The 16,418-nt window shown below is 42.2% G+C and carries 12 protein-coding genes; 4 read left to right on the top strand and 8 right to left on the bottom strand.

Annotated features, from left to right (window positions below; all coding sequences use genetic code 11):
• Positions 1 to 17 precede the first annotated feature (17 nt).
• Positions 18 to 2,087 carry a methionine--tRNA ligase gene (metG, locus tag DCO56_RS18920; protein ID WP_108635324.1) on the bottom strand — a complete coding sequence of 690 codons (2,070 nt, stop codon included), beginning with the start codon at positions 2,085 to 2,087 and terminating at the stop codon, positions 18 to 20.
• 268 nt (positions 2,088 to 2,355) lie between these two features.
• Here metG and DCO56_RS18915 point away from each other — a divergent pair, with 268 nt between their 5' ends.
• Positions 2,356 to 3,258 (top strand): S66 peptidase family protein, encoded by a 903-nt coding sequence (locus DCO56_RS18915; RefSeq protein WP_108635498.1) that lies wholly within the window; start codon positions 2,356 to 2,358, stop codon positions 3,256 to 3,258.
• Positions 3,259 to 3,326: 68 nt separating this feature from the next.
• Here DCO56_RS18915 and DCO56_RS18910 read toward each other — a convergent pair whose 3' ends face one another.
• A complete protein-coding gene (locus DCO56_RS18910; RefSeq protein ID WP_108635323.1) occupies positions 3,327 to 4,157 on the bottom strand; it encodes a universal stress protein in 831 nt (276 codons plus the stop codon).
• Positions 4,158 to 4,396: 239 nt separating this feature from the next.
• Here DCO56_RS18910 and DCO56_RS18905 point away from each other — a divergent pair, with 239 nt between their 5' ends.
• Entirely contained in the window at positions 4,397 to 4,804 is a 408-nt protein-coding gene (locus DCO56_RS18905) for a DoxX family protein (RefSeq protein ID WP_108635322.1), read from the top strand.
• A 114-nt stretch (positions 4,805 to 4,918) separates the two neighbouring features.
• Here DCO56_RS18905 and DCO56_RS18900 read toward each other — a convergent pair whose 3' ends face one another.
• The 3 genes from DCO56_RS18900 to DCO56_RS18890 form a co-directional block, all read right to left on the bottom strand.
• A complete protein-coding gene (locus DCO56_RS18900; RefSeq protein WP_108635321.1) occupies positions 4,919 to 5,749 on the bottom strand; it encodes a universal stress protein in 831 nt (276 codons plus the stop codon).
• Between the two features lie 230 nt (positions 5,750 to 5,979).
• Positions 5,980 to 8,100 carry a carboxy terminal-processing peptidase gene (locus DCO56_RS18895; RefSeq protein ID WP_108635497.1) on the bottom strand — a complete coding sequence of 707 codons (2,121 nt, stop codon included), beginning with the start codon at positions 8,098 to 8,100 and terminating at the stop codon, positions 5,980 to 5,982.
• Between the two features lie 205 nt (positions 8,101 to 8,305).
• A complete protein-coding gene (locus DCO56_RS18890; protein WP_108635320.1) occupies positions 8,306 to 9,403 on the bottom strand; it encodes a tetratricopeptide repeat protein in 1,098 nt (365 codons plus the stop codon).
• Positions 9,404 to 9,734: 331 nt separating this feature from the next.
• On the opposite strand from DCO56_RS18890, the gene DCO56_RS18885 reads away from it, so the two are divergent.
• Positions 9,735 to 11,015: a replication-associated recombination protein A gene (locus DCO56_RS18885; RefSeq protein WP_108635319.1), complete on the top strand. Its 1,281-nt coding sequence runs from the start codon at positions 9,735 to 9,737 to the stop codon at positions 11,013 to 11,015.
• Positions 11,016 to 11,085: 70 nt separating this feature from the next.
• On the opposite strand, the gene DCO56_RS18880 is transcribed toward DCO56_RS18885, so the two are convergent.
• Genes DCO56_RS18880 through DCO56_RS18870 form a run of 3 tightly spaced genes read right to left on the bottom strand, consistent with a single transcriptional unit; the run spans position 11,086 to position 13,550 of the window.
• Positions 11,086 to 12,927, bottom strand: a complete 1,842-nt coding sequence (locus DCO56_RS18880; protein WP_108635318.1) for a PepSY-associated TM helix domain-containing protein — start codon at positions 12,925 to 12,927, stop codon at positions 11,086 to 11,088.
• 11 nt (positions 12,928 to 12,938) lie between these two features.
• On the bottom strand, positions 12,939 to 13,214 hold the full coding sequence (locus DCO56_RS18875) for a hypothetical protein (RefSeq protein ID WP_108635317.1): 276 nt from the start codon (positions 13,212 to 13,214) through the stop codon (positions 12,939 to 12,941).
• A gap of 3 nt (positions 13,215 to 13,217) precedes the next feature.
• Complete coding sequence (locus DCO56_RS18870; RefSeq protein ID WP_108635316.1) at positions 13,218 to 13,550, bottom strand: hypothetical protein; 333 nt, start codon at positions 13,548 to 13,550, stop codon at positions 13,218 to 13,220.
• Between the two features lie 457 nt (positions 13,551 to 14,007).
• On the opposite strand from DCO56_RS18870, the gene DCO56_RS18865 reads away from it, so the two are divergent.
• Positions 14,008 to 16,416, top strand: a complete 2,409-nt coding sequence (locus DCO56_RS18865; RefSeq protein WP_108635315.1) for a TonB-dependent receptor — start codon at positions 14,008 to 14,010, stop codon at positions 16,414 to 16,416.
• The last annotated feature ends 2 nt before the right edge of the window (positions 16,417 to 16,418 follow it).

Here is a 16,418-nt window from a genome sequence, read left to right as displayed (position 1 = left end):
GTATCGTTTATAGCTAACTAGCGTACTGTGCTACCTACTTTGATTGCAGTATCCGGTCTGACAAAATCCAGCCGGCCATCAGCATCTTCAGCCATTAGGATCATCCCTTGAGAGGTAATACCTTTGATTTCGCGCGGCTCCAAATTCACCAATATAGATACCTGGCGTCCTACAATTTCTTCAGGACTGAAGAATTCCGCAATACCAGATACGACGGTGCGGTTGTCAATACCCGTATCTATCGTTAGTTTTAGTAATTTCTTTGTTTTCGCAACTTTCTCAGCCGCTAAAATTGTTCCCACACGGATATCCATTTTCACAAAATCGTCAAAACTGATATTTTCTTTTGCAGGAGCGACCTTAGCATTATCTGCTAGATTTTTCAATTTGGCCTCCGCAAGTTTGTTTAATTGGAACTCTACTTGTTCGTCAGTGATCTTATCAAACAACAACTGGACTTCACCCAGTTGATGGCCATTCTCAATTAGTCCTTCGTTGCCCGCATCACTCCAGTTCCCCTGTGGGAAATTGAGCATTTCAAATAACTTCGTTGCTGTTTTTGGCAAGAAAGGCTGTGCCAGTATAGCCAGGTTGGCAACAATCTGAGACGCCACATTCAGAATCGTTTTTACGCGTTCCTCGTCTGTTTTGATTACTTTCCATGGCTCTTCATCTGCTAAATACTTGTTACCAAGACGTGCAACATTCATAAATTCGGCCAATGCTTCACGGAAACGGAACTGCTCCAGGGATGACTTGATCGTTGCTGGGTAGGATTTTAACTCGTCCAGTACCGATTGATCCACTGCTGTCAGCGGAGAACCATTTAATACTTTGCCATCGAAATATTTATGGGAAAGTACCATCACACGGTTGACAAAGTTCCCGAAGATGGCTACCAGCTCGTTGTTGATCCGTGCCTGGAAATCCTTCCAAGTAAATTCAGCATCCGAGGTCTCCGGTAATATCGAGGTCAATACATAACGTAACTCATCCTGTTTGCCCGGGAATTCTTGTAGATATTCATGTAACCAGACCGCATGGTTTCTGGAAGTTGACAACTTGTCCCCCTCCAGGTTGAGGAATTCATTCGCAGGAATATTTTCCGGTAAGATATAGTCCCCATGTGCATGAAGAATCGCCGGAAATATAATGCAGTGGAATACAATGTTATCTTTTCCGATAAAATGGATCAATGTGGCATCATCCGCTGGATTTTCATGGGTTTTCCAATAGTCTTCCCAATTTTTTCCGTGGTCAATTGCCCATTGTTTCGTCGCGGAAATATAACCTATTGGCGCATCCAGCCATACGTATAGTTTTTTTCCTTGTGCTTCTTCCAAAGGTACATCCACTCCCCAGTCCAGATCTCTGGTCATGGACCGAGGTTGCAGACCCGATTTTAGCCAGGACTGACATTGGCCAAAAACATTGGATTTAAGAATATTTTTCTTGCCTTCGATTAACCATTTTTCAAGCCAGGGCTGATATTTATCCAATGGCAGATACCAATGTTTCGTCTCTTTCAATACCGGTGTTTTCCCACTCAGTGTAGAAATGGGGTTAATCAGGTCTGTTGGACTAAGTGAGGTGCCACATTTTTCACATTGGTCGCCATAAGCACCTTCGGATTTACAGTTTGGACAGGTTCCTGTGATATAACGGTCTGCCAAAAACTGATGGTATTCCTCATCATAGTATTGCTCCGAAAATTTCTCGACAAATTCACCTTTGTTGTATAAATTCAGAAAAAAATCCTGTGACAATTGATGGTGAATCGGCTCGGAAGTACGGTGGTAGATATCGAAAGAAATGCCAAACTCCTCAAAGCTCTCTTTGATCTGTTTGTTGTATTTATCTATGATCTGCTGTGGCGTAATGCCCTCTTTTTTTGCGCGGATGGTAATGGCTGCGCCATGCTCGTCCGATCCACATACATAGACTACATCCTTTTGATTTAAACGCAGATAACGAACAAATATATCACCGGGAATATAAGCACCGGCGAGGTGTCCGATATGTAAAGGACCATTGGCATAGGGTAATGCCGAAGTAATTGTATAACGTTTTTTATCTAGAATACTCAATGCTTGAAAGTATATTAAAGTTTTTACTTATTTTCTTCACAAAGATAATTCAATTTACGGTATAAAACTAAGATAAATTTGTGTTAATTTGGCGCTTAGAGAGCTTTATGGACGACCAAATTTATCGTTTTCTCCTCATCCGTTGAAAATTTTAATAGGGGAAACCATCATGGGCAAGAACAAAATAATTTGAGTTAAAATAAAGCACCTTGGCTTATGATAGCTTCATAGCCATAAAGAATCAAATCATTCATGAAACATAATGAATATGTCTAAAATACCTGATTTTCTTAAAGAAGGCGACAAAGTTGCGATCGTTTGTCCGGCCAGTTTCATTCGCGGCACGATTGATATTGGGATTGAAACATTGAAGAGCTGGGGACTGGAGGTTCTGGTAGGGGAGACAGTAGGGACATCTTACCACCAATTTGCCGGCGATGATCAGCTGCGCGCCGCAGATCTGCAATGGGCCTTGGATGATCCATCCATTAAAGCCGTGTTTGCGGCCCGGGGAGGCTACGGTTGTGTCCGTATTGTGGATGAGATTGATTTTTCGGAGTTTGAGCAGCATCCCAAGTGGTTGATCGGCTTTAGCGATATCACTGTCCTGCACAGTCATATTCAGCGTAACTATAAAATTGCAACCATCCATGGGCAGATGCCCAAGTCTTTTGAATCGGGAACAAAAGCTTCACTGGAGACGCTGAAAAATGCGCTTTTTGGGGAACCCATGGACTTTGCCTACGAGCAGTCTGTATTTCCCAATCGTCCGGGTGAGGCCGAAGGGAAGCTGATTGGTGGAAATTTGGCTATACTATTATCCGTCTTAGCTTCGGATTCCGATGTTAAGTATGCCAATAAAATTCTCTTTATTGAAGATGTGGGCGAGGCCTATTATTCCGTGGACCGGATGCTCTGGGCGTTGAAGCGCGCGGGTAAATTTAAAAAACTGAAAGGCCTTATCGTCGGTGGTTTTTCGTCCATGAAAGACAATGACCCCGCATTTGGACAGACAGTAGAGGAAATTATCTGGGACAAAGTTAAAGAATACGACTTTCCGGTTGCCTTTGCTTATCCTGCGGGGCATATTGATGATAACCATGCACTAGTATTGGGCCGGAAAGTAAGATTAATAACGAGTGCCAATAAAACGGAGCTTATCTATTTATAGGGTTAACCATATCGACAATTAAATAGTTTGTCCGAGATGATACTGTTTGATTGTCGATATTTTATATATTATCCTGAATGGACAGGGATAACCATCATTGCGGCCTGGCTTTTCCAGGCCATTTTTTGTGCAATACTGGTGTTGAAAATCCGGCTGAGTAATCCTTTGTCGCGATGGAACGTGACCATCATATCGATATGATTCTCATTGATGTATTGATTAATGCCAACGGCAATATCCGATTGCAGGATATAGCTGTAGATCGGATGGTAAGAGGCCAGCAGATCGGTCATGATATTAATTTCTGTACTTAGCGCTTTACTCGCAGGATCTTCCTTGGTCACATGGACCACATAAACTTCGCTTTTGCGGAGTACTTCCGCAGCATTGACCAGCAGGCGGTCCAGTTTGATTTTCACCTCTTTGAGATTCGTTGCGATCAGCATTTTTTTGGGAATCCTAAATTCCGCTTTGGCCGGTACAACTAATAGTGGGGTATGACAGTTTTCAATCAATTTTAAGGTATTGCTTCCCAGAAGCAGTTTTTTGAAACCACTTTTACCGGCCGTTCCCACCACCACAAGATCAATATCTTCTTCGGCGCAGGTGCGGTTGACACCATAGCTTAACTCATACTCTTCCAGGGTCACTTTCCATGCGATACCCTGTGGAAACAGCTGCATCAGATCCTCCTGCCATACATTGAGATCTTTTTGTTTTTCTTCCAGAATATCCGAATTACTGATGACGACAGGCTCTGTTCCTACTGTAGGGACAACCTCATAGGTATGGTAAAGCACAACCTTTTCTATTCCCCAAAGCGGAGCTAACTTTGCTGCGTATTGGGCGGCAGCATAAGCATTGTCAGAGAAATCCGTTAACAAGAGGAGATTCTTCATTTTATTTTATAATCGGGTCTATGTCCATTAAATTACATATTTAGCAGCATAAATGCAATATTTTTCTGTTCAGATCAGTTTATTTTATGAAATTTCTTAATCTATATCAAGGGAAGATATTCCATACCAGTTTAATTTTGCGGTATCAAAAGGAGAATTTGAACACCGAGCAATGAAAAATTTTGGTTATTTTAGGAGAGTCTATCAGTCATTAACATTTTAAATTATAATTTTTATTTATGGCAATTTGGAATTCACTGGGTAAATATAGAGATACAGGCTTACTAGTTCTTCGTATCGGATTAGGCGTCATGATGATTATGCATGGTTTGCCTAAGTTGCAGGGAGGGCCAGAACTTTGGGCCGGTGTGGGTAAAGCAATGGGCAATATGGGTATTAATTTTATGCCGGCATTTTGGGGTTTTATGGCTGCAGCAGCAGAAACCATTGGTGGTCTTTTTCTACTTTTAGGGCTATTCTTTAGGCCCTCAGCACTGTTGCTTGCCTTTACGATGGTGGTTGCCGGATTGATGCACCTGTCCAAAGGCGACGGTATCTCTGGTGCATCCCATGCGATCGAACTATTTTTCGTGTTTCTCGGGCTTGTATTCATCGGACCCGGGAAGCATTCCGTGGACAAGAAATAACAGGGTTTTGGCGGAAAACAATCGCCCTGCCGGTCTTTCCTCATATTGACATGTACACCAAGGGGCTCGGTGAATCAAATTTGATGCACCGAGCCCCTTGGTGTTAGTGCCTATTTAGGACTTGTCCATTGGAATAACCAATAAGTTGGCCGCACCGTTCCAGGCCATCTTTTTGGATATACTCGTTTTAAATAGACTCGCCAATAGACCTTGTTTCTTATGAAAGGACAGGATGAGGTCAATATGCTTCTCTTTCGCATATTCCGCTATTCCCATCGTGATATCGTCATGGCTGATGTAATCATAGATGGGTTTATACTTGTCCAGCCGTTCATGTAAATGTTTTAATTCCTGTGCCAGATCTGCAGCCGAACTCTCGCGCTTCGCAACATTCAGTACGTATAACTGTGCGGAAAAAGCATCGAGGACCTGATCCAGGTTAAACAGACTTAATTTCCGGTCCACTTCTTTCAGGTCGGTGGTTGCCAGTACATGCTTTGGAACTGCCGGATCGACCTTGTGGGAGACAATCAGCATTGGCTTATTGCAGATATCCATTAAGGTAATGGCATTGCTGCCCACCAATATTTTCGCAAAGCCAGTCTGTCCGGTGATGCCCAGTGCCACCAGATCGATGGACTCCGATTTACAGAGGTCATTCACTCCTATCGGCAAGTCGACATCTTCCATCCTGTGTGACAAGGTCACCTGTGGTGGAAAAAGAGGCTTGATCAGTTCCAGCCAGCTATTTAGCTCTTTCTCTTTGGCCTCTTTCACTTCGTCATTGACCACAACTATAGGTTCGTTGTTTACAATTGTTACGCTGTTATACGTATGGTAAACAATAACTTGTTCAGTTTTCCAGGCCGCTGCACAGAGGGCGACTTGTTTCGCCGCTAAGAGTGCATTTTCTGAAAAGTCGGTTAAAAGCAGGATACGTTTCATTGTGCTATAAGTTAGAAATTTATGTCAAGTCGATGTTTAGTATGTAAACAGTTTAAGCCGCTTAAAGTTTACACGCCCGGGCCATCATTCTAAAATCTATGCGATTATCGCGTTATGACAAGGTACGAAGAAAAGATGAATTCGCTGTTAAAGGCTTAGTATTGTGATGAGTATCATAAAAAAAGGCAACCGTTGTTACGCGATTGCCTTTTTTTATGGGGTTGTCCCGGTTATTTTTTGTTCGCAAAATTGATGATGTAATCCGTCATTACTTTTGCACTTTCATCTTTTACAAAGTCAAGATCCATTTTCGGTTGCGGTTTGCCCTCTTCCCATGCTGGTTTGCCCTGTAATTTCAATAAAGCATTGATACGGTCTCTATTTTTCTTAAGGTTGTCATCTTTTTCTTTCTTGAATTTATTCAATTCCAGTGAAATTTTCACGTCCTCATCTTTTTGAGCCTCTTCAATATCCTCTTTTAGGTACTTGTATTCAAGTGAATTTTTGATACGTGTCTCATGCAGGGTTTCGAGCTGTTTGTCCACACCGGTCATATCAGCGACTTTTTTGAAGTTGCTGGACTGGATCTGATCCCAAGGAAGCGCAGATTTTTCTGAACTTTCACCAAATTTCTCTGCGGAGAATTGTGATGGAAATGTAATATCAGGTGTTACCCCTTTATGTTGCGTACTGCTGCCATTGACACGGTAGAATTTACCCAGTGTAATGTTGATCTGTCCATATTGTGGCGCACCTTCGGGGGTATCAGGATCTTTCTCTCCAGAAGCTTTCAGTAACAGGCGGCTTGTTGGACTAATGACACGTGACATGTCTATAGCCGATTGAACGGTTCCCTTACCATAACTTTGTGAGCCAAGGATTACCCCTCTGCCATAATCCTGAATTGCACCGGCGAAGATTTCAGAAGCTGAGGCCGAGAAGCGGTTGATCATCACACCTAGTGGACCGTCCCAGGTCACACCGGCATTTTTGTCTTCTTCGACATCAATATTGTTTTTGGTATCTCGTACCTGTACCACAGGTCCTTTGTCGATAAACAATCCTGTCAGGTCGATTGCTTCCGGAAGTGATCCCCCGCCATTGAAACGTAAATCAATTAGTACGGCATCGACTTTCGCCTGTTTCAGGGTGTCTAAGATTAATCTTACATCCCGTGTTGTACTTTTATAGTTTGGATCACGTCTTCTGTAGGCATCAAAATCCATGTAAAATTTAGGAATATTGATCACCCCGACTTTATACATCTTGCCATCGGAACCTTTGATGTTCATGATTTCTTTTTTCGCGGATTCCTCCTCAACGACGATTTTCTCACGGACCAAGGAAACAATGCGCGGATGCGAGTTCATTGGTTGTCCGGCCGGAATAATCTTAAGCCTTACGATGGTTCCTTTAGGTCCTTTTATTTTGGCTACTGCTGCATCCAGTCTCCAGCCGATGATATCTTCAAATTCGCCATCTTTACCTTGTGCGACAGCGATGATCTTGTCATTCACCTGAATGGTTTTATCCTTAAAGATCGGCCCGCCGGGAATGATTTCGTTGATGCTTACGGCCTCGTTGTCAATCATGAGTCTTGCGCCAATGCCTTCAAAAGTATTTGCCATGCCTTCATTGAAAGCCTGTGCATAGGATGGGTTGAAATAAGATGTGTGCGGATCCACGGCATCCGTAAGCGCCTGCATAATAATCTGGAAGGCGTCATTGGAATTGTATTTTTTTGTCTGCGAAATTAAATTCACATAACGTTTCTTCAATGTTTCCACCTGTTTGGTTTTGGCACTGTCCGTAGATTTTCCACTCGCTGTTTCCAGGTTCAATAAGTCATACTTCACCCGTTTACGCCATTGGTCGTTCGCCTCGGCATCAGTTTTGAACCAGCCTAATTTTTCCCGGTTGGGTTGATAGAATTCATCTTTGGTGAAGTCATGTGTTTTGTCTATTTCAGAAAGCGCATATTGCATTCTTTCCAAATATCTTTTTTTGTAGATATTGAAGATATGGAAAGCAGCAGAAAGATCGCCATCTTTCATATCCTGAGCCAGATTACTCTTGTAAGCCTGAAATTCATCGATATCCGACTGGATCAAGTAATTCTTGCTTTGGTCTAATCCTTTGATCAGATTATCGTAGATAATTCCAGATACCGAATCATTCATTTTGACCTTTTTGTAGCTCGCATTTTCCAATAATCCAATCACTTCTTTCGCGATGATCTGATGCTGGGTACTCGGCTTGAGGCCGCCATCATCTGGAAGCGCCACCCGCGGTTTTGATCCACAGGAGACAATAGATACCACAAAAAGTGCAAATATGAGTTTCCTAAACATATTTTCGACAGTTTTAATAATCATTTTATAAAAAAAATTTTCAGCTCTTATTGATAAGCGTGCTAAATTTAGTGAAATTCATAGCACATTGACATAGATTCTAAAAATTTATTTGATTTATCCTTTAATATTTACAAAAAGCTTAAAATACAATTTATTTCTTACTTTTTTATTCCTACGGTTGCTATGATCTGATCACAGCCGATTAATTATACAATTCATTTTTCAGCTGGGTATACGCTTTGTAAGTCTGGTCTGCTGATGGATAATCCTCCAGAACCAGGTATACTTCGCCCAATTTGTCCAATATCGCCAATGAGAGCTGTTTGTTATTCTCATTGGAGGCCAGTTCAGCGGCCTGAATAAATTCTTTGATGGCGACCTTGTAATTACCGTCCTTTTGTTTGGAGGCCGCAAGTAAATATTCGATCTCCGCAAGTTCGCCGCTCAGTTTTTTTGCATTGGCCAGATCGCGTGCCTGCAGCAAAAACCACTGTGCCTGTGTGTATTTATTTTGTTTAAAGTAAATCTCCGCAAGCATTTCCCAGGCGAATATTTTGCCTTCATAGGCTTTTGATTTATTGAATAGGGGAATGGCACTTCGGATAATGTTATTTTCCGCGGCTTTAAAGTTTCCTTGTCCTGCACGTGCCATGGCAATTAATAACCAAGCATTAGCCTGTTCGAGATAGCTTTTGCTGACTGTCGCATGGTTATGGTATTTTTGGGCACTTTCTTCCGCTTTGATAAAGTCTCCATTGTACAATTGAAAATTACTCAGATTCAGATTGATTGTAGCAATGTCATCTTTATTGTCGGTACGGTTGGCCAATGACAGGGCATCATAAAGGAATTTTGAGGCATTGCTGCTGTCGTTATTTTTAATGGCAAATAGCGCAGCCTCATTCGCCAGGGCGTAACCCGCAATCCAGTTTTCAGATTTCTTTTGGTTCTCGATGGCATTATTCCATGCTGCGGCATCGACAGGAACGGGGTTTATCAGGTATTGAAAATGCCCCATGTTATTGGTGCTTTTCAATTGCAGTAACAGGCGTTGGAAGAGCAGCTGTCTGGCAATTTCCTTGCTAAAGCCCTTTTTATCACTATAATTATCTTCAATAATTTCGTTTTCAGTCTTTGGAGGAGGCAGGAAATATACCTCCGGGCCTACACCTTTAAAAGAAACATCATATTTTTTTATCGCCCCCGTATAATCCTTTGGGGCTTGCTGTGCCGCCACCTTACCGCTCATTCCAAGGGTCAGGATTAGGGCAGTCAGAAGTCGGGTCCAGTATTTTGTCATCCTTTAAAATGATTACGTCGTCATAAACGTGTATTACAAACTTAGATAAATTGCATGCCAAAAGCAATTTATCGTTTTATCTTCAATAAGCTGGCAAGCTCAGGTCTGCTTCCACAAGCATTTTAAATACAATAGAGCAAACTTTATTATTTTCTGCTATAAAGAACTTATACAAGAGCAAACTCAGATAAATTGTATAGCGAAAAGCAATTTATCGTTCTCTGCTCAACCATAAAGAACATATTAGAGCAAATATGACGAAAAATTATGTGAAAAAATGTTAAAGATATCTCAATACCTATATCTCAATACTAAATACTAATTTTGTGTTATGGCAACACGTATCCCGCTTGCAGAAAGACTGCGTCCACATCAATTGACTGATTATGTGGGACAGCAACATATTGTCGGCCCTGATGCAGTCCTGTATCATGCGATTCAACAAAAAAATATCCCTTCGATGATCTTATGGGGCCCTCCAGGGGTGGGAAAAACAAGCCTGGCGCTGTTAATTGCGAAAGAGCTGGATAGACCCTTTTTCTCCTTGAGCGCCATACAGGCGGGTGTAAAAGATATCCGTGAGGTCATTGACAAAGCGGAGCGGCTGATGAATTTCAATCAAGATCAGCCCATTCTGTTTATTGATGAGATCCACCGTTTTTCCAAATCCCAACAGGACTCGTTATTGGGCGCTGTCGAAAGGGGCTTGGTTACACTGATCGGTGCCACCACCGAAAACCCCTCATTTGAGGTCATATCAGCATTGCTTTCCCGTTGTCAGGTTTATGTGCTTGAACATCTCTCGGAAGAAGATCTGATCGGATTGGTTCAGAAAGCTTTGCACGAAGATGAATACCTCAGCAAACAAAATATTGTCGTCGAAGAATATGAAGCCCTCTTGCGGCTTTCAGGGGGTGACGCGCGCAAACTATTGAATGTGCTTGAGCTTGTGGTCAATGCGGCAGTTCTCCACAGGGAGCCGATTACGAATGCTTTTGTCCTGCGGCAGGTGCAGCAGAACATGGCGATATACGACAAGGCGGGCGAACAACATTACGATATTATTTCAGCTTTTATTAAGTCTATTCGTGGGTCCGACCCCAACGCTGCCGTGTACTGGCTGGCGCGCATGATCGAGGGGGGAGAAGACCCTTCATTTATCGCCCGTAGATTACTGATTTTAGCATCCGAGGATATTGGCAACTCCAATCCCAATGCGCTCTTGTTGGCCAACAACTGTTTTCAGGCAGTGAATGTAATCGGCTGGCCCGAATCGCGTATTATTCTGTCGCAAACCGTTATTTATCTGGCCACCTCAGTTAAGAGTAATGCCTCGTACGAAGCTATCAATAAGGCCCAGGCGCTGGTGAAGCAAACGGGTGATTTGTCTGTGCCCCTGCACATTCGCAATGCACCAACCAAGTTGATGAAAGAACTCAATTATGGAGCAGAATATAAATATGCACACGCCTTTCCCGGGAATTTTGTGGTACAGGAATTTCTGCCAAAGGAAGTCAGTGGCGTAAAATTATATGAACCCGGACAAAATCCGCAAGAAGAGAAGATCCGCCAGAGTCTACGCGACAAGTGGAAAGAGAAGTACCGATATTAAAGCCAGGAGGTCGCATAAAATAACAAAGGCGAGCTTGTAGGCCCGCCATTTGCGAATATGAACAACGAAATTATGCTTCTGTCGTGCGGGTATTTTTAGGTACAAATGACCTTTTTGGAGACAAAGGCTTTGTTGGACTATTGCCGCTGTCGTCAGCAACAGTCTGCTCTTTGCTTTTAGGCGTAGCTGTATCCTGACCATTCGCGGCATCTTTTTTGGCTGTTTGCGCCATCTTTTTGAAGATCAACAAGCCGATGATCCCTAAAGACAACCAAAGGAGATCCACCAGTAAAATGTCATTTGCGCCCGAACGAAACGTTTCCCAAATCCAGTTTCCGGTTTTTAAACCATTGACAATTGGTACCGCTAATGACAACACTGCGCCTAGTAGAAGAGTCTCCCGATTGGTTTTTCCGATATTTCTACGGATAATGTAAAAGACTCCCAAAGCCAGCCAGCTATAAAAATAAACGTGAAATATAAAAGATTGGTCCACCTTCGTCGCCAATTTAACAGCGATAAAGGTTGCTGCGGTAACCGGAAACATGGTTAGACAAGCAGCCATAAATACATTGGCGGCCCAGAAATTGAAGATGCGCTTGCGTTTCGGGATATTGTTTTTATCACGTGCAACCAGCCATATCAGAATACCTGAAATAATTACAAAACAGCCCATAATACCCAGAACAAAGTAGATGATTTTGATCGGATAGCCACCAAAATCAGCAAGATGCAAGCGGTAAATAAATCCTTTCATATAATCTAGGTAGGAGCCATTTTCGGCAGCCGATTTCTCGAAAAGTATTTTATTATCCGCTACACGATAGACCATCCGACCTGAGCCGGCAAAATTTTTATCGATATCAGCATCGTACAACGCAACCACATGCATGCTTTTGTCACCATAATTTTTGATAAAGATGCGGTTCATATGGCTGTTGGGCCATTTGTTTTCCAGTTTATCCAAAAAATCCCCCATCTTAAAGGTTGTCGTGAGGGGCTCGTACAGATAGGTGTATTTTGTATTGTCGTTATACCCAAGGGCAGCATATACTTCATCCTCCTTCCCGTCATAGAGGTATTTGCTAAAGGGAATAATAAGGACCGAATTAACAATAAGAACAATACCTGTCAGTGCATACATAAATTGGTACGGGAATCCGATCACGCCGAGTGCTGTATGCATATCGGTCCAGACGGTTTTCCACTTGTTTCCCGGCCTGAATACAAAAAAGTTTGATTTTATTTTGTCCCAGTGGAGCATCAGGCCAGATATCAGAGCAAATAGAAAGATAAATGAAACCAGGCCCGCAAGGGTATATCCGAAGGGTCTGCCGATATTGATCCCGATTTGGTTAAGCGGTGCTAAAAAGTGCAGGCGATACAAAAATTCACCCATCGTATAACCATCGCTGTAATCTGACGGTTTTTTTGTGGCCAGGTCATAAGAAAAATACATGGAATCTTCATTTCCACGCCGACCGCGACCACGTCTTTTCTTTTTTTCATCTTTGGCATTTGCGTCTTTTACTGCTGTACCTTTAGTTGTCGCTGCGAGCCGTTTCTTTTCGGCCAATTCTTTTTGTGCAGCGACCGCCTTCGCTTTATTCGCAACTATGGTATCCTGTGAGGCTCCGATATTGACATAACTTGCATGGCCATTATGCTGCATATAAAATGTAATATCCCTTCCTTTCAGCTCTTTGATTTGGCCAATAGAGTCCAGGAGGTGGTCAAAAACCATGTTTCGGTAGGTCCCACCTTTGTCCGACTCATTTTTTTGCCAGGCGTTGATCTCATTTTTGAAAAATGAAAAAGATCCCGCAAAAAAGATCACATACAAGATCGCACAGATGATTATCCCGGAGATGGTATGCGTATTGAAGTAGATATTATAACGTCTTAAATTCATAGGTTAGGTGGTTATAGGTAAATAAAGATGCTGTAGAATAGCGCAATCAAAAGCAAGTAGATACCCCAGATCAACCAACCGCTTCGGGAGAGAAAGGCGACAAGTAATAATATTCCCCAGGCGATAAAACCCGTCACATAAGCTGTAATCAATATATCCGTTTTATCAAATAATTTGGTCAGGCAAAGGTGCAAGTAGAGCATGACAAAATAACCCCCAAAAAATCCTGCGGTCAATTTTAAGAAACGCTGGAATGGGCTGCTCAAATATTTTTTATTGGCTGGCATGATTTAAAAAATAATTGTTTCCAGAAAAAGAGAGAATAAAAATACAAACGCGAGCTGTTTCCATTGAAAATATCGATAAGGCCATAAAAGCACGATCAAACTGAAAAATCCCATGCTATAAGCACCAAAAGCTAATGTTCCCGAAAGAAGCCCCTGTAAATACATGGTCAGTACCCAGGAAAGGCCGAGCAGGACGATACTCAGTATCTTCGCGCGGATCTTATCACCCATCAGGGGGAGTATGAGCGCTGGAGCATGCTTGATCTTGACTTTTTCTGATGAACTGTACCAGAAAAAACTACCAGCAAAAATGAGCAGAAGTAATATAGTATACATGTGTTAGATAATTGTTAGATCTAAAACAAACCTTTATATTTATTTAGATTGATTTTAAACAATGCAAAGATATTAATAATATCTTTTTTTGCAAGTATGCCTTCCCATTTTGCTTGATTTTATTCCTCGATGCCCTTTTGGGCCCGCCATTCAAAACTAATTCCTACACAAAAGTGCCTTGAACGCCGCTTGGAAAACTTTTCGATGGTTCGTGTGGACTATGAGCATAATAATTGCCAAGCCTACTAATAAAGTTGTTCAGTATACTAGGTCTAGGCGCGTTAGAGGCGAAAATGTTATAAAATGTTAAATTATTATTTGTAATTAATCTAAATAAAACTATATTTGTCCCGCTTTGAAAAACGTATTGCCTTGAACAGTGGAAGGCAAGACTATCATGCGGTAAAAATTCGAATGAAAATGTCACTATTAAAAACAATTCAATAACGCGACTACCATGCTTAAGTCTACCTACATTTCTTTTATATCCCTATTTTTCGTCACGAGCCTAGCCCAGGCACAAACATCCCTTTCAGGTTATGTGAAAGACCTGTTCGGAAAAGGAGTCGAAGGCGCTACAGTCACTATTGTCGGCACCAATCTGCGCACCTCTACCGATGTGGACGGTTTTTATAAACTGCAAACTGATGGCAAACAGCAGCCAAAATTGGAAGTGACTTCGGTAGGTTATGTCACGCAAAGTACTGTATTGAAAAGCAATGAAACCTACAAAGACTTCCAGCTCAAAAAAGATGAACGCGTTCTTGAAGTTGCCAACGTAAAGGGGCAAACCGACAATCAGCGCCGTGTGAACGAAATCAAGCGATCAGGCTTTAATGTCAGTGTGATCGATATGAACCGCTATGCCAATCAAACGGCCAATATCAATCAAATTTTACGTACCGCGCCTGGCGTCACCATTCGTGAAGATGGCGGCGTGGGATCCAATTTCGTGTTTCGTATCAACGGTCTCGCAGCAAAAATTTATATAGACGGCGTTCCCATGGATGATTTCGGACCAGCCATGTCCCTGAATAATATCCCTGTCAATCTAGTCGACCGTGTCGAAATCTATAAAGGGGTCGTTCCCGCATTTTTAGGTTCAGACGCTTTGGGTGGTGCCGTCAACATTATCACCAAACAGCGCAACAGGCATTTTCTTGATCTGAGCTATAGCTATGGCTCCTTCAATACGCATCAAGCGTCTTTAGTGGGCATGTACACCAATCCGAAAAGTAAACTATCGGTTCGTACAAATGCTTTTTACAACTATTCGGACAACGATTACAATATGTATACCGAGGAGAAGTATGGCGTACTTGTTCAAAAAGTTGTCAATAACAAATTTGTCAATATCGACAAGGCTAGGCGATTTCATGACCGTTACTATTCGAGCATGGGTCAGATTGAGGTGGGGCTACGCGATAAAAGCTGGGCCGATCAGTTTTTTGTGGGACTGACCTATTCGGGCAACAATAAACAAAATCAACTCGGTGCAACGATCAATAATCCCTATGGTGGCAACTGGACCGAATCGGTCTACATGATGCCGACCCTAAGCTTCAAAAAGCAAAACTTTCTCGTGGAGCGTCTATATGCCGATATTTATGCCAATTATGGCTATAATGTTACCCGCAACAGGGATACAGCAAAATATAACTATCAGTGGGATGGTGTTCCAATAACCAATACGACAGGAAATGCTCCCAACCCGGAGAAATATATTAAAGATAATACCAGTAGTGTCCTCGGACGAATAAACTTAAACTACGATTTTGATGAGAGCCGCAACCAGAGCTTAAACCTAAATTATAATATCAGTACCAATGACCGTCAGACCTATGATAAGATCTTAAATCACAATACTTCCGGATTACCGAAGAATCTGGTGAAACATATTGCTGGCTTAGCTTGGCAAAGTCAATGGTTTGACAAACGCTTGGTTGCCAACCTGGCCTTTAAATACTATGGCATCGATACCTACCAAAAGATTGATGAACGGGAATTTGACGCTAACAATCAATACTTGAGTGGTGACATCGTTACACAAACAAGATATTTGGGGTATAAAGGGTATAGTGCAGCTGCTCGCTATCGTATTTTCAAGGATGGTGGTGTAAAGTTCTCGGCCGAACGGGCTTATAACCTACCTGAGATGACCGCCATATATGGTGATAATTTTAATGTTCTTCCCAATTGGGATTTAAAGCCTGAGAAGAGCGACAATCTCAACGGGGGTTTTTACTACAATACCTTCTTTAACGAAAACCATTTTATCAATGTCGATCTTTCCGGTTTTTATCGCCTGGCAAAAGATTACCAAAATACACGCATTGTATCCGATAATGGTCAGGACAAATTTCAGTATTACAATATTCCGGGCGTCAAGATCTATGGTGGAAGTTTCGAAGCACGCTACGGTTATAAAGACATTATTACGGCCGCAATAAATGGAAGTTATGACCGAGCCATCGACAATCAGAAATATACCGATGAGACCAACCAGCAGGTAAGTTTGACTTATGGATACCAGATTCCAAACCGACCATGGGTTTATGGCAATTTGGATCTGGGCTTTGCACAAAACGATTGGTTCAGCAAAGGTAGCCGTACACAGATCAACTGGACCACGTTGTACACCAAATGGTTTTACTTAAGCGATAGCCACCTGGGTTCATTGGCTTCCAAGAACTATATTCCCACACAACTTGTCCACAACTTGTTGGTTAGCTACTCTTGGAACCGCAACCGTTATAATATTTCCGGCGAGGCCCGCAACATCTTTGATGAGCGCTCCTATGACAACTTCCGTCTGCAAAAACCCGGACGGGCATTTTATGTAAAATTTAGAGTTTCCCTACTATAATT

Origin of the sequence: Sphingobacterium athyrii, assembly GCF_003071065.1 — a bacterium.
Taxonomy (GTDB): domain Bacteria; phylum Bacteroidota; class Bacteroidia; order Sphingobacteriales; family Sphingobacteriaceae; genus Sphingobacterium; species Sphingobacterium athyrii.
This window is presented reverse-complemented; position numbering and strand designations above follow the sequence as displayed.

Bases quoted from the DNA above. Each gene is read 5' to 3' on its own strand.
- DCO56_RS18915 (WP_108635498.1), top strand. From the start codon at position 2,356: ATGTCTAAAATACCTGATTTTCTTAAAGAAGGCGACAAAGTTGCGATC.
- DCO56_RS18910 (WP_108635323.1), bottom strand. From the start codon at position 4,157: ATGAAGAATCTCCTCTTGTTAACGGATTTCTCTGACAATGCTTATGCT.
- DCO56_RS18905 (WP_108635322.1), top strand. From the start codon at position 4,397: ATGGCAATTTGGAATTCACTGGGTAAATATAGAGATACAGGCTTACTA.
- DCO56_RS18900 (WP_108635321.1), bottom strand. From the start codon at position 5,749: ATGAAACGTATCCTGCTTTTAACCGACTTTTCAGAAAATGCACTCTTA.
- DCO56_RS18895 (WP_108635497.1), bottom strand. From the start codon at position 8,100: ATGTTTAGGAAACTCATATTTGCACTTTTTGTGGTATCTATTGTCTCC.
- DCO56_RS18890 (WP_108635320.1), bottom strand. From the start codon at position 9,403: ATGACAAAATACTGGACCCGACTTCTGACTGCCCTAATCCTGACCCTT.
- DCO56_RS18885 (WP_108635319.1), top strand. From the start codon at position 9,735: ATGGCAACACGTATCCCGCTTGCAGAAAGACTGCGTCCACATCAATTG.
- DCO56_RS18880 (WP_108635318.1), bottom strand. From the start codon at position 12,927: ATGAATTTAAGACGTTATAATATCTACTTCAATACGCATACCATCTCC.
- DCO56_RS18875 (WP_108635317.1), bottom strand. From the start codon at position 13,214: ATGCCAGCCAATAAAAAATATTTGAGCAGCCCATTCCAGCGTTTCTTA.
- DCO56_RS18870 (WP_108635316.1), bottom strand. From the start codon at position 13,550: ATGTATACTATATTACTTCTGCTCATTTTTGCTGGTAGTTTTTTCTGG.
- DCO56_RS18865 (WP_108635315.1), top strand. From the start codon at position 14,008: ATGCTTAAGTCTACCTACATTTCTTTTATATCCCTATTTTTCGTCACG.